The 14,545-nt window shown below is 75.8% G+C and carries 7 protein-coding genes; 3 read left to right on the forward strand and 4 right to left on the reverse strand.

The features are described 5' to 3' along the window. Positions 1-30 precede the first annotated feature (30 nt). From ACFV61_RS08820 to eccD, 4 genes are all read right to left on the reverse strand, one after another. Entirely contained in the window at positions 31-315 is a 285-nt protein-coding gene (locus ACFV61_RS08820; RefSeq protein WP_063350546.1) for a hypothetical protein, read from the reverse strand. Positions 316-388: 73 nt separating this feature from the next. Next, positions 389-733, reverse strand: coding sequence for a hypothetical protein (locus tag ACFV61_RS08825; RefSeq protein ID WP_159398565.1), 345 nt, complete (start codon positions 731-733; stop codon positions 389-391). Between the two features lie 105 nt (positions 734-838). Further along, positions 839-2,290, reverse strand: coding sequence for a type VII secretion protein EccB (gene eccB / locus ACFV61_RS08830; RefSeq protein WP_380490786.1), 1,452 nt, complete (start codon positions 2,288-2,290; stop codon positions 839-841). Between the two features lie 133 nt (positions 2,291-2,423). Next, positions 2,424-3,815, reverse strand: coding sequence for a type VII secretion integral membrane protein EccD (gene eccD, locus ACFV61_RS08835; RefSeq protein WP_380490788.1), 1,392 nt, complete (start codon positions 3,813-3,815; stop codon positions 2,424-2,426). A 326-nt stretch (positions 3,816-4,141) separates the two neighbouring features. Here eccD and eccCa point away from each other — a divergent pair, with 326 nt between their 5' ends. The 3 genes from eccCa to ACFV61_RS08850 all read left to right on the forward strand — a co-directional run bounded on the left by eccCa (position 4,142) and on the right by ACFV61_RS08850 (position 14,482). Next, complete coding sequence (eccCa, locus tag ACFV61_RS08840) at positions 4,142-8,125, forward strand: type VII secretion protein EccCa (protein ID WP_363373630.1); 3,984 nt, start codon at positions 4,142-4,144, stop codon at positions 8,123-8,125. Positions 8,126-8,231: 106 nt separating this feature from the next. After that, complete coding sequence (locus tag ACFV61_RS08845) at positions 8,232-11,063, forward strand: hypothetical protein (protein ID WP_380490790.1); 2,832 nt, start codon at positions 8,232-8,234, stop codon at positions 11,061-11,063. A 299-nt stretch (positions 11,064-11,362) separates the two neighbouring features. Next, positions 11,363-14,482 carry a phosphocholine-specific phospholipase C gene (locus tag ACFV61_RS08850; RefSeq protein ID WP_380490792.1) on the forward strand — a complete coding sequence of 1,040 codons (3,120 nt, stop codon included), beginning with the start codon at positions 11,363-11,365 and terminating at the stop codon, positions 14,480-14,482. Positions 14,483-14,545: the final 63 nt, after the last annotated feature.

Genomic DNA, 14,545 nt, shown 5'->3' on the forward strand with positions numbered 1-14,545 from the left:
CCCTCCGGTCGAGCCGCTCCGCGGCCGTCATCAGATGCCCGCCGCGCCGCGCCGGTCCGCGTCGCGGAGCAGGCCGTGCATGGTGCGCAGGGTGTCGGCGCCCTGCTGGATGTCGGTGGTCATGGTGGCGTCCTGGCCGGCCAGCACCAGGTAGAAGGAGTGGGCCGCGGCGGCCAGGTCGCCCTTGAGCTGGTGCTCGGCGGTCTGGATGGCCTGGAGGCAGTCCTCCATCGCGGAGTGCATGCCGTTGCCGGCCTGGGTCAGGGCGTCCGCCGCCTCGTCGATGTTCGCGTGGTGGAGCTCGATGCTTGCCATGGCTGGTCCTTTCGGTCGGCTGGGGTCCGGCCCGGGCTGCCCGGGTCCGGCAGGTCTGTCGGCGCGGGCTGGATCAGAGGTTGAGGCCCTTGTAGACCTCGTCGCCCGCGCCGCCGCCCCAGCTGTTGGTGACGCCGTAGGCCTCGTCGTGGGCGGAGTTGATCTGGGTGTGCCCGGTGGAGAACCGGTCCTGGAAGGTGGCGTAGGCGCTCTTGAGCCGCTGGTACCGGGTCTGCCAGTCGTCGATCTTCCCCTGGTAGGCGGTGCTGCACGCGGCCTTGAAGTGGTTCTGGACTTCGAGGTTGACGTCCTCGACCTGCTGGCCGGCCCGCATCATGGCCTGGATGTGGGTGTCCAGGGTCGCCAGGACGGTCTTGACGGCCGCGTCGTCGGTCTGCAAGCCCGGAGGAGTGGTCATTGCGCTGCCTTTCGTCGGTACGGGTTCTCGGCTGCGGCGGATGCCGCCCGAGCGGGTCGGCCGACCCGGTCCATCTGCTTCAACGGACGCGTGCCGGGGGGTGGTTCACCTCGCGCAGGACGGTCCTGAGGGCCGCGACGCGGGGCTCGCGGCGCCGGTCAGCGCGGCCGGGTCGAGGCTGGGGCCGGTCGGCAGCAGGGACAGCAGGGCCTCCGGGACGGCCGAGGGGACGACCTCGCCGTAGCCGAGCTGTTTGACCGCCGCGGCGGAGGCCAGCGGGTACTTCACCCCGGCGTCGGTGACCAGGTACAGGGTGGCGCCGACGCCCGCGCTGGACAGCGCCCGCACCAGGGCGCCGCCACCGGGCTTGACGGCGATGCTGTCGGCGCCGGCGCAGGCCGGGTCCACGCCCGGCTGGGCGGCCGGCGGCGGGCCCTCGACGGAGGCGGCGTCGACCAGGGTGACGGAGGTGGTCGGCGCCTGGTCGGTGAGCCGCAGGTCGGCGCAGACGCCCCGGTTCTGGGGGATCGTCACCAGCTCCGGCGGCGCGGCCGGCAGCCCGCCGGCGGCGGCGGACGGCTGGGCGGCCGGGGCGGTGTGCCCGGTGAGGTCGGCCGGGCCGAGCTGGACGGGGGCGACGACGTCGCCCCCGTAGGCGGCACTCTGCGTGCGGGGGTCGTTGCGCAGCAGCTCGAAGGCCATCCGGCTGAGCGGGGTGAACCCCGCCGTGGTCAGCAGGTAGGGGTCGCCGCCGGGGCCGGTGAACAGCTGGCCGACCCGGGTGGGGTGGGCGCCGAGCTGCGGGCCGGCCTTGCCGCGCTCCCCCGGGTCGGGAGCGGCCAGGTCGGGGCCGGCGGCCAGCGCGTTGAGGAAGGCGGCCGTCACCGGGTAGGGGGCGACGGCGCTCTGGCCGAGGGCCTGGCGGGCGCCGTTGACGGTGTCCAGGCGCAGCCGGCGGCCGTGCCAGAGCAGGTACTCGGCGCCGTCCGGGGCGGCGACCAGCGCGCCCTGGCCGTCCGTCAGCCCGGTGCCGCGGCGGCCCGGGCCGACCGTCAGGGCCAGCTCCGCCAGGCGGCCGCCGGACGGGCCGGGCCGGCTGACGGCGCCGGCGAGCCCGGGCGCGTCGGCGAGCTGCTCGGCCCCGGGCAGGCCGTCGGGGGCGCCGAGGATGCCGATCGGGACGCCGCGCGGGGTGTCGGCCAGCGAGCGCACGCTGACCTGGTCGACCACCAGCTGGTCGCCGGCCAGCAGCCGGGCGCTGGCCTCGTTCAGCACGGGGTGCAGGCTGCCGTCCAGGAAGAGGTAGCGGGCGCCGCTCTCCTTCACCACCACCAGGGTGCCGGGCTTCTGCCAGCCGGTGGCGCCGCCGGGGACGATCACCCCGTACACGGCCGCCACCAGGCACACCAGCACGGCGATGACCAGCCCGATGACGGTGCCCCGCGAGGTGCGCCCGGCCGGGGTGTCGGCCGCGTCGGGCTCGCCGCGCAGCATGCCGGTGGCGAGCCTGCCCATCACGAACAGGTGGGCCTGCACCTGGTCGCGCTTCGACTGCATCTCGTGGTTCTCCTCGGGGCGGCGGAAGGTGCGGGGCCGGGCGGCGCACGGCGGAAGGTGCCGGGCCGGGCGGCGGGAGGTGCGGGGCCGCCAGGGTCCGGTGGCGGGAGGTGCGGGGCCGTCAGGGTCCGGCTCAGCCGGCCAGGGCCCGCAGCTCGTGGTAGACCCCGGCCACGGCCAGCGCCAGCGGGATCACGGCCATCCCCGCGGTGGTGTGCAGCAGGTCCGCGGCCCGGCCCCAGTAGGGCAGCAGCCGGCGCCCGGGGATCGTCCAGGAGACCACCGCGAGGGCGGCCGCCAGGGCGAGCAGGCCGACCAGCACCAGCAGGCGCCCGCCGCTCCGCTCGCCGACGGCCAGGTGGCCGAGCAGCAGCGCCAGGCCGTAGGCGCCGGGCAGGAGGACGGACAGCCGCTGCGGGATGCTGCCGATCGCCCGGGAGTGCAGCAGCAGCAGGACGGACAGGGTCACCGTCAGGGCCGTGGCCGCCCAGCCGGATTCGCTGGCCACCAGGGTCAGGCATCCCGTGAGGACCGTGCCGAGCGCCAGGTGGAAGGCCGTCAGGAAGCCGTCGGCGACATCGCTGCGGCTGCGGACGGTGGCGCTCGGGACGGGCGCGATGCCCTCCTGGAGCTCCTCGGCGTTGCGCGGCAGCGCGGGCAGCCGCAGCCCGGACAGGCGGAAGCAGATCCCGGGGACGAACGCCCCGAGGATCACCGCGAGCACCGCCAGCACGGCCGCCACCTGCGGGCCCTCCTCCCCGCCCAGCGTCAGCCCGCCCGCCACCATGACGTACAGGGCGAACAGCACCGCGCCGAGGAACAGCGGCGCCGAGCAGCCGACGGCGGCCAGCGCCAGCACCGCCGCACCGGCGGCCGCGCAGCCGCCCGCCAGCATCCGGGCGCCGACCGCACCGGCCCCGCCGCCGGCCGGCAGCAGGGCCCCGGCCATCGCGAGGTAGGGCACCGCCATGGCACCGAGCGCGGTGCCCGCGCCGGCGTCGCCGACCGCCCGGGAGGCGCTCAGCGCACCCAGCAGCAGGAGCAGGCCGGTGACGGCGGCAGCAAGGGCACGGGTCTGCTCCGGGCCGGGGAGCAGCAGCACGGCGAGCCCGCCGGCCAGGACGGCCACGGCCAGTCCGAGCGCCACGTGGTGGGTGAGCACCGGGCGCCAGGTGTCGGAGCGGGCCCGCATGCCGGTGGCGACGCCGTCGGCCAGGTCGTCGTAGTGCACCTCGGGCAGGGCGTCGCGGCGCGGGCGCAGGTACAGCTCGTCGCCGTCGTGCAGGTCGAGCGCGTCGGCGCCGAGCTCCTCGTCCAGCGGCGGGCCGCCGAGGCGCTGCAGGACCCAGCCGTCGTGCTCGACGCCCTGTTCCTCCAGCTCGGGGCCGGCGTGCGCGAGGACGGCCGGCAGCAGGTCGGCCAGCGGTACGTCGGCGGGGACGGCGAGTTCCAGGACCGCCTCGGGCGTTCGGAACCTCAGTCGGCACAGTCCGGCGACGGCGGTCCCGTTCGCGCTCCCGTTCACACTTCTCCCTTTTGCCCTGGCCTCCGAACGGCATGGCGAGGTGACGGCCCGGGGGCGCCTGGGGGATGGACGAGCCCGGGCGTCACCTCACCAGGAGGCACGGACGGCGGGGCCCGCAGGGTTCACCGCCTGCCGGAATCCGTTTCGCGGCGGCCGTTCGCGGGCGTTCACAGCCGTTCACGGCCGTCCTCGGCGTCGGCGCCGCGCCCGCCCCGCCGAACCGGGTGAACCCGGCCGGGCCCGCCGCCCGTCGTCCCGGGTGGACGGTGCGCGTCCCGGGCCGCCGACGCAGTGAGCGGCCGTTCCCCTGCGCGAGGAGCCCTTCGTTGAGTGTGGTGCTGGTCAACCGTCCGCCGCGGCGCCCTGGCCCGGCGATGCCCGACGGCGAGATCCAGTTGCAGGAGCCGCCCGTCCTCCCCGAGGCGCAGAGCGGCATGTCGAACATGATCGCCATGGCGCCGATGGCGCTCAGCTCGCTCTCGATGGTGTTCATCTTCCTGCGCCCCGGCGACAGCGGCGGCATCCTGACCTACGTCGCGATCGGCATGATGGCGCTGTCCGCCGTCGGCATGCTGGTCACCCAGCTGATCCGCGGTGCCAGCGACCGCAAGCGGGAACTGCGCGCCGAACGCCGGGACTACCTGCGCTACCTCTCCCAGGTCCGCCGCCAGGTGCGCGGCCACATCGCCCGCCAGCAGGAGGCCCTGGCCTGGCGCCACCCCGCCCCCGACGCGCTCGGCTCGCTCGCCCGCACCTCCCGGCTGTGGGAGCGGCGCAGCACCCACCCCGACTTCGGCGACGTCCGGATCGGCCTCGGCCACCAGCGGCTCGCGGTGCGGCTGGCGCCGCTGTCCACCAAGCCGGTGGAGGACCTGGAGCCGCTGTGCGCGCACGCGCTGCGCCGCTTCATCAACGCCTACGGCACCGTCGCCGACCAGCCCATCGCCGTCTACCTGCGCGGGTACGCGCAGGTCCTGCTGCGCGGCGACGACCGGGCCGCGACCCGCGCCCTGGCCCGCGCCATGCTGGCGCAGCTGGCGCTCTTCCACGCCCCCGACGAACTGCGGATCGCCGTCGTCACAGACGCCGAGCACCAGGCCGAGTGGGAGTGGACCAAGTGGCTGCCGCACGCCCTGCACCCGGAGGACACCGACGGCGTCGGTCCGGTGCGGCTGGTGGCCGGATCCGTGGTGGAGGTCGAGCAGCTGCTCGGCGACGAGTTCGCCGGCCGGCCCCCGTTCGAGCCGGAGAGCCAGCCCGGCCGGGACGAGCCGTTCACCGTGATCGTGCTGGACGGCCCGCAGGCCGGGGCCACCAGCCGGGCCGCGCTGGCCGGCTGGCGCAACGCCGTCCTGCTCGACCTCGGCGACACCCTCGACTGGAAGCCGCTGCGCTTCCGGCTGCGGCTGCGGATCGAGGACGGCCGGCTCGCCATGATCGGCGCCGACCGCAACCACCGGGACGACGTCACCGACCTCGGCCGGCCCGACGCCCTGTCCGCGACGGTCGCCCGCCGGCTGGCCGCCCAGCTCGCCCCGTACCGGATCGGCGACTCGACGGAGGCCGGGGAGCCGCTGGCCACCGACTACGACCTCGCCTCCCTGCTCGGCATCCGCGACCTGCACCGGCACGAGATCGCCCAGGGCTGGGCCGGGCGGGGCGTCCGCGACCGGCTGCGGGTGCCGCTCGGCGTCTCCGGCGACGGCACGCCGGTCGAACTGGACATCAAGGAGTCCGCCCAGGGCGGCATGGGCCCGCACGGCATGCTGATCGGCGCGACCGGCTCCGGCAAGTCCGAGCTGCTGCGCACCCTGGTGCTGTCGCTGGCCCTCACCCACTCCTCCGAAGTGCTCAACTTCGTCCTGGTCGACTTCAAGGGCGGCGCGACCTTCCTCGGCCTCGACCGGCTGCCGCACACCTCGGCGGTGATCACCAACCTCGCCGACGAAGCCGCCCTGGTCGACCGGATGCGCGACGCCCTGCACGGCGAGCTCGTCCGCCGCCAGGAACTGCTGCGCTCCGCCGGCAACTACAGCTCGCTGCTCGACTACGAGACCGCCCGCGCCGCCGGCACCCCGCTGGACCCGCTGCCCACCCTGTTCGTCGTGGTCGACGAGTTCAGCGAACTGCTCGCCGCGCACCGCGACTTCATGGAGCTCTTCATCATGATCGGCCGCCTCGGCCGGTCCCTCGGCGTGCACCTGCTGCTGGCCTCCCAGCGCCTGGACGAAGGCCGGATGCACGCCCTGGAGTCGCACCTGTCCTACCGGATCGGCCTGCGGACCTTCTCCGCGATGGAGAGCCGGGGCGTCCTCGGCGTCCCCGACGCCTACCAGCTGCCCTCCCAGCCCGGCAACGGCTTCCTCCGCAGCGACATCGCCACCCTGACCCGCTTCAAGGCCGCGTACGTCTCCGGCCCCTACCGGGCCCGGCGCCCCGCCACCGCCCGCCAGGAGGCCGCGGCCGGCCAGGTCGCCCGGTACGGCACCACCTACGTGGCGCCGCGTCAGCCCGTCGCCCTGCCGGCCGCCGAGGAGCCCGAGGAGACGCCGGAGCAGACCCACACCCTGCTCGACCTCGCCGCCGAGAAGCTCACCGACGCCGGCCCGCCCGCCTACCAGGTGTGGCTGCCGCCGCTGGGCGTCCCGCCCACCCTCGACCAGCTGCTGCCGCCCCTCGCCCCGCACCCCGAGCACGGCCTCACCACCGAGAGCGACGCCGACCGCGGCACCCTGACCGTCCCCATCGGCGTCATCGACCGCCCCTTCCAGCAGATCCGCGACCTGCTCACCGCCGACCTCTCCGGCGCCGGCGGCCACGTCGGCATCGCGGGCGGCCCGCAGAGCGGCAAGAGCACGCTGCTGCGCACCCTGATCACCGCCCTCGCCCTCACCCACACCCCGGGCGAAGTGCAGTTCTACTGCCTGGACTTCGGCGGCGGCACGCTGTCCTCGCTGCGCGGCCTGCCGCACGTCGGCGGCATCACCGGGCGGCACGACCCCGAGCGGGTGCTGCGCACCATCGCCGAGGTCAACAGCATCCTGAACCAACGCGAGCAGCGCTTCGCCGAACACGGCATCGACTCCGTCTCCGCCTTCCGCCGGCGCCGCGCGGCCGGCGAACTGCCCGACGAGCCGTACGGCGACGTCTTCCTGGTCATCGACGGCTGGAACACGATCCGCCAGGAGTTCCCCGACCTCGCCCCCGCCCTCACCCTGATCGCCCAGCGCGGCCTCAACTACGGCATCCACCTGATCGTCGGCACCACCCGCTGGGGCGAGGTCACCAGCGCCCTGCGCGACCTCTTCGGCACCCGCTTCGAACTGCGCCTCGGCGACGCCGTCGACTCCGCCGTCAACATGCGGGCCGCCGCCACCGTCCCGAACATCCCCGGCCGGGGCCTCACCTCCGACCAGATGCACTTCCTCACCGCCCTGCCCCGGCTGGACGGCAGCGGCACCTCCACCGACCTCGGCGAAGGCGTCGCCGACCTGGTCGACGCCGTCGCCGACCACTGGACCGGCCCGCGCGCACCCGAGATCCGGATGCTGCCGCTGCAACTGCCCGCCGCCGCCCTGCCCGCCCCCGAAGGCCGGCTGCGCATCCCGCTCGGTCTCCAGGACGTCTCGCTCACCCCGCTGTGGCACGACTTCGAGGAGACCCCGCACCTGCTGGTCGTCGGCGACAGCGAGGCCGGCAAGACCAACCTGCTGAAGCTCGTCGCCGCCGGCATCACCAGCGCGTACCGGCCCGACGAGGCCCGGATCATGCTCATCGACTACCGCCGGGTCCTCCAGGACGCGGTGCCCGAGGAGTACCGGCTCGGCCACGCCGTCAGCGTCGACGTGCTGCGCCAGATCGTCGACGGCGCCGCCCGCGCCATGGCCAACCGGTTGCCCGGCGCCGACATCGCCCCGGCCCGGCTGCGGCTGCGCGACTGGTGGCAGGGGCCCGAACTCTTCATCGTGGTCGACGACTACGAACTGGTCTCCGGCTCCCCCGGCGGCCTCAACGCCCACCCCTTCGCGCCGCTGCTCGACTACCTGGCGCAGGGCGCCGAGCTCGGCCTGCACCTGATCGTCGCCCGCAGCGCCAACGGCATCGGGCGGGCCTCCTCCGACCAGCTGCTGCGCAAGCTGGAGGAGGTCAACACCCCGGTGGTGCTGCTGTCCTGCCCGCCCAGCGAGGGCTTCCTGTTCGGCTCCACCAAGCCCCGCGCCTTCCCGGCCGGGCGCGGCCTGCACATCACCCGCCGGCGCACGGTCCAGGTGCAGACCGCCGTCATGGCGGAGGACGGGGACGAGGGGTGAGTCGGGCGAGCCGGGCGAGCCGGTGAACCCGGCGAGGCGAGGCGGCCGTAGAGCCTGGTGACACGTGCGGCAGACGCGGCCGCGCGGACGGAGGGCGGGCGGGACGATGAGCACATCAGCGCAGGCGGCAGGGGACGCGCCGGGCGCCGCCCCGGCGAAACGCCGACTGGCCTTCCGTCGAAACACCCCCGCCGCCGGGCCCGCCGCCCTGCACCAGGTGGGCCCGCACTTCGTCATCGCCCCCGGCGGCGCGGACGGCACCGGCCCGGCGGCCCTGCCCGCCGCGATGACCGCCGCGCTGGGCCGGCTCACCGCCGTCACCCGGACCGTCACCGTCCTCGCCGCCGCCCCCGACGCGCCGGCCGTCCTGTTCGGCCGGCTCGACGAGCTGACCCGCACCGCCACCGCCCGGGACGCCACCGCGCTCGTCCTCGCCGCCTCCGGCCTGGCCACCGCCCCGGACACCGGGCCCCGCCCCGCCGAACGGATCGCCGAACTGACCGGCATCGGCGTCGTCGCCCCGGACGGGCTGGTCACCCTCCGCCCCGACGGCACCCTGTTGACCAGCGGGCCGACGGACGACGCGCCGTCCTCCTGGTGGCTCTGCACCCCGGCCGGGCAGGTGCGCCGGCTCGGGCCGGTCTGGCCGCTGCCGACGGAGCCGACCGCCGCACCGGCCGGCTCGGCTGGCTCAACCGGCTCGGCTGGCTCGGCCGCGGAGACCGTGGTGATGGAGCGTCCGATGGCGGAGACCGCCGTGCTGGAGCTTCCGGTGGCCGCGCCCGTCGTGGCCTCGCCCGCGCGGGGCGTTCCGTTGGGCGCCGTGTCCGCACCCGGCCCCGCCGCAGCGGCCCCGGAGCCCGCCGCCCCCGCCCGGCGCGTCGAGGCCGCACTGCCCGCCGCACCCACACCGCCCGCCGCGCCCGCCGACCCGCTGGTCACCGCGCTGCCGCACGGCTACTGGTTCCGCAGCGAGCCCGCCCCCGACGGCCCGTCCGGCCCGCTCACCAGGGCCACCGCCGACGAGGGCACCGTCATCCTCGTCGTCGGCCACCCGGGCGCGCCCCTCCCCCCGGCCGCCGAGCTCGCCGCCCGGCTCCGCCGCCTGCTCCCCGGCCCCGAGGCCGACCTGCTGCTCAGCGCCCCCTGGGCCGCCACCGGCGCGCTCACCGCCCTCGCCACCGGGCTCGCCACCGAACTCGGCCACGACCTCCGGGCCGCCGTCGGCCTGCCCATGCGCACCACCAGCGGCTTCTCCTCCCGCGTGCTGGCCGCCGACGGCACCCCCACCTGGGAACCGTGGCTGACCGAGCTGACCGCCTCCCCCACCAGGCGCCGCGTGGTCGCCTCCGCCTGGCGCACCACCCCCGACGGCCCGGCCGCCTGCGGACCGGCCCTCTACGAATCCCCGGTCACCGGCTGGCGGTTGGAGGCCGTGCCGGCCGGCCTGTGGCTGCGCCCCGAGGAGCCGCCGCAGGACCGCGGGCCCCGCCTGCGCGACCCCGACCCGGCCCACCCGCTGCTGATCGCGGGCGCGGACGGGCGAACGGTGCCGCCTGAGGTGCTCGCCGTCCTGGACGAGCTGCGCGCCGCGCTCACCACCCCCGGTGCGACCGCACCCGAGCTGCTGATCGACGGCGCACGCCGCGGAAGCTTCCTCCCCGCGGCGCAGCCCACCCAGCCCGCCGTGCCGGCCACCGTGCAGGCCGCCGCGGTCGACCCGCAACGACCGGCCCCCGAAGGCGAGTCCGCCACCGCCGCCACCATCACCGCGGCCATCCCGCCGGCCTCGGCGGTCCGGACCCAGACCGCCGCCACGGCCGACCCCGACGCCCAAGTCCCCGCCCCGGACGAAGAGTTCACCGCCGCCACCGCCACCCTCCCGGAGCCCCCGGCCCCGGTCCAGGCCCAGCCGCAGATCCCCGAACCGGCCACACCTCCCGCCGCCGAAGCACCCACGCCCGAACCGGCCCCGGTTCCGGACCCCGAGCCCGCCCTCGAACCCGAGCCCGAGCCCGAGCCCGAGCCAGCCCCGGTCCCCGAACCCGAACCGGTCCCCGACCCCGAGCCCACCCCCGAACCCGAACCGGTCCCCGACCCCGAGCCCACCCCCGAACCCGAACCGGCCCCCGCCCCGGAGCCCGAAGCCCCCACCCGCGCCCGCCTCCTCGCCCCCGACGGCACCGCCGTCTCCGGCCGCCCGAGCACGGCCGCCGAGCGGACCGCCTTCCGGGCGCTGCTGGGCGAGCACTTCCAGCGCTGCGCCAGCCGCGCCGAGCAGGTCGCCATGCGGCTGCCGGCGCTACGCTCGCACTCCCGGGACGACCTCAAGAGCGACCTCGCGGCGGTCTACCTGCACCACGTCGACACGGGCGTCCCGGTCCTGCACACCGAGCTGGTCGTGGCGGCCCGCCGACCGGGCTCCGGGCCGCTGGACCCGTACCTGGCGTGCCTGGGATCCGGCCTGCGGCGGCTGCCGAACCACCGGGGCGCCGTGCTGCTGGGCGCCGACGCGGGCGAGGAGGAGCTGCGTCACTACGTGCCGGGGACGTTGCTGGTGGAGCCCGCGCCGGTGGTCGGGACGCCGGCGTTGGAGGTCGTACCGGGGACTCCGGTCGAGTTCCTGGTGTGGTCCGCGACCGGCCGCCGCACCTCGGTGATCGCCGAGGACGGCGAGCCCGAGGTGGTGTTCCCGCCCGGTTCGTGGTTCTCCGTCCTGGAGGTCATGCCGGGCGAGGACGGCGAGCCGACCCGCGTCCTGCTGCGCGAGGTCGGCCCGGGCGCCACGGCCGGGACGGCGGACGAGCGCGACCAGCAGGCCCTGGAGCGGCTGCTCGCCTGGCAGGCCCGCCGCGACCTGCTCGCCCCGGAGGACCTCCGCTCCCCGTCCCGCCCCGAGCGACTCCGCCTCACCCCGGGCGTCACCGCCGCCCGGTGACCGGCGTCGGCCGGAAGGGCTACGCCACTGACGCCGGGCCAGTTCAGGCCGGCCCTCGGACCTGACGGATCCGCCGCCACATCCCGCGCCCGTGGCCGACACGGCTTCCCCGGCGCGGACTTGACGGTGGCTCCCGCACCGCCCGACAGACCGACAAGTTGTCTGTACAGCTCCGGGCCCCTTGGCGGCCATCGGATCGTCATCGAACTCCCCGGCCCCGGTCACCTCGGTCGCTTAGAAACGTGACTGGTCCGGGTCGAACCGATGGTCCGGCGCCCGTCAGCAAGGAGCCCCACCCGATGAGTCCGATGCCCGAACTGTCGCGCCGCAGCCTGCTCGGCGGCGCGGCGGCGGCCGCCGTGCTGTCCGCCCTCCCGATCAGCGTCCAGCAGGCGCTCGCCGCGCCGGCCAAGCCCGGGCGGCTGGCGGACATCCAGCACGTCGTGGTGCTGATGCAGGAGAACCGCGCGTTCGACCACTACTTCGGCACCCTGGCGGGCGTCCGCGGCTTCGGCGACCGGACGGCGGTGCGCGGGGTCAACGGGCGCTCGGTGTTCCACCAGCCCGACCCGGGCCGCAAGGAGGGCCACCTGCTGCCCTTCCCGATGAACGCCGCGCACACCAGCGCCTACCAGCAGGGCGCGCCCGCCTTCGGCTTCGTGGACTCGATGAAGGCCTGGAACGACGGCCTCGCCGACGGCTCGGTCACCCGCCGCTCCGGCGGCTGGCTCGGCCAGGGCTACTACGAGAGCGCCGACATGCCCTTCTACCACGCGCTCGCCTCGGTGTTCACCACCTGCGACGCCTACTACGCGTCCGTCCAGTGCAACACCAACACCAACCGCGACCACCTGATGACCGGGACCAGCGGCGGCACCGTACGGGACACCCCGGTGACCGACAACACCGAGATCCCCGGCGGCTACGAGTGGACCACCTACGCCGAGCGCCTGGAGCGGGCCGGCGTCAGCTGGAAGACCTACCAGGCGCTGGACAACTTCGACGACAACGCGCTCGCCTGGTTCGCCCCCTTCGTCAAGGCCAAGCCCGGCGAGCCGCTGTACGAGCGCGGCATGCGGGCCGTCGGCGACCCGGCGAAGAAGAACGACCCGTTCGCGATGGGCGACGCCCTGGTCGACGCCTTCGCCGCCGACGTCCAGGCCGACCAGCTGCCGCAGGTGTCCTGGATCGTCGCCCCGGCCGCGCTCTCCGAGCACGCCAACTACGCGCCGCCGAACGGCGAGCACCTCACCGCCCGGCTGCTCGCCGCCCTGGCGGCGAAGCCCGAGGTGTGGCAGAAGACCGTCTTCATCCTCAACTACGACGAGCACGGCGGCTTCTTCGACCACCAGCTGCCGCCCGTCCCGCCGCTGGCCACCGGGCGCGGCAAGTCGACCGTGCCGGTGGACGGCGAGGTCGTCGTCCGCGTCAGCAAGGGCTCCGCCACCTACCACCGGGTCGTCGGTCAGGACGGCAAGTACCGGGTCAAGGCCGCGGACGGCTCGCTCGCCTGGTCCGACACCCTGCCGGCCGGCGAGACCCTGGTCTCCGGCCCGTACCCGATGGGCCTGGGCGTGCGGGTGCCGATGGTCGTGGTCTCGCCGTGGACCCGCGGCGGGGTCGTCGACTCCACCGTCTACGACCACACCTCGGTGCTGCGCTTCCTGGAGCAGCGCTTCGGCGTCCAGGAGCCCAACATCAGCCCGTGGCGGCGCACCGTCTGCGGCGACCTCACCAACGTCTTCGACTTCTCCGGCCGCAACCCGGCCTGGCCGCAGCTGCCCGACACCAGCGGCAACCGGCAGAAGGTGGTCGACACCGGCAAGCTCCCCGCCCCCACCGTGCCCAGCCCGCAGGCCTTCCCGCAGCAGCAGCGCGGCACCCGCTCGGCCCGCCCGGCGCCCTACGACCTGCTGGTCAAGCCCCGGCTGAAGGGCGGCGAGCTCACCCTCGACCTGGTCAACCAGGGCCGCCAGGGCGCGGTGTTCGCCGTCTACCCGGCACCGGGCGGCGCGCCCCGGCACTACACCGTCGGCGCGAAGAGCCGGCTCTCCGACGTCTGGACGGTCGGCCCGGAGGGCTACGACCTGCGCGTCCACGGCCCCAACGGCGCGCTGTGGCACCTGCGCGGCGACGCCGCCGGCACGTACGAGGTGTCGCTGTCGGAGGAGCGCAACGGCAAGGTCCTCGAAGTCGACGTGATCAACCGCTCGCGCACCGCCCAGACCTTCCTGGTCGGCGACCTCGCCTACGGCGACGGGCTGCGCGAGGTGCGGGTCGCGGCCGGCGACGACCGGACCGTCAACCTCGCGGTCCGGCCCGAGGGCTGGTACGACGTCGCGGTGGCCGTCCGCGGGGACCTCACCTTCCGCCGCCGGATCGCCGGCCGCTTCCCCTGGGACGACCGGACGGTCACCGACCCGGCCCTGGGCCTGGCCGACCCGCTCGCCGTGGACGTCGCCCTCGGGGCCGCCTCCAGCACCATCGACGAGCCCGTCCTGCTGCCCGGCCGCCCGGCCCGGGTCTCGGCCGTGCTCACCGCCACCGCCGCGCTCACCGCCGTCGAGGCGCAGCCCGTCGTCCCGCCGGGCTGGACGGTCACCGCCGTCACCGCGCCGCCCGCCGCGCTCGCCGCCGGCGCCACCGCCACCGCCGTCTGGGAGGTCACCCCGCCCGCCCAGCTGCCGGACGGCGCCACCCACCGGATCCTGGTCACCGCCCGGGCGCTGGCCGGCGACCGCTTCGCGATCGCCGACGGCGAACTCGCCGCCCGCCCCGCCCCCGTGATGGCCGGCCACCTGCTGGGCGAGGACTTCGAGTCGCTGGCCGGCGTGCTCCAGCCGCAGGACGGCGTGCTCGGCTGGACGGCCCAGGCGCCGCAGGGCTGGTCGGTGGTCAACGCCCCCGGCATGCCGCAGGGCACCGTCCGTCTCCAGGGCTGGACCTTCCACACCAAGCGGGAGTGGTCCACCCCGGCCGGGCAGGACCGCGGCAACTTCACCCGCGGCCTGGGCGTCCTCGCCGTCGCCGACCCGGACGACTGGGACGACACCGGCTCCCCCTCCCGCAAGGGCGTCTTCGACTCCACGCTCGTCTCCCCCGCCGTCCGCCTCCCGGTCGGCGCCGACACGCTGTACCTGGCCTTCGACTCCCACTACCGGCAGGAGGCCCCGCAGAAGGCGTCCGTCACGGCCGTGTTCGACAACGGCACGGAGACCCGCCTGGTCTTCTACAGCGCCGACGCCACCGGCAACGACAACGCCGGCAAGGACGTCCAGAACACCCTCGTCACCCGCCGCCTCGCCGTCCCGGCGGGGGCGCAGGCGGTGACGCTGAAGTTCCGGATGTACGACGCGGGCAACAACTGGTACTGGGCGGTCGACCACATCCGCCTGGACAGCCGGCCGATCACGGGCTGACCGGCCGAGAGCGGCCCGATCGGCCGTGCCGCGCCGAGCCCGGAAGCCGGGGCGGCTCTGCAC

The organism is Kitasatospora sp. NPDC059817 (assembly GCF_042731835.1).
Classification (GTDB): domain Bacteria; phylum Actinomycetota; class Actinomycetes; order Streptomycetales; family Streptomycetaceae; genus Kitasatospora.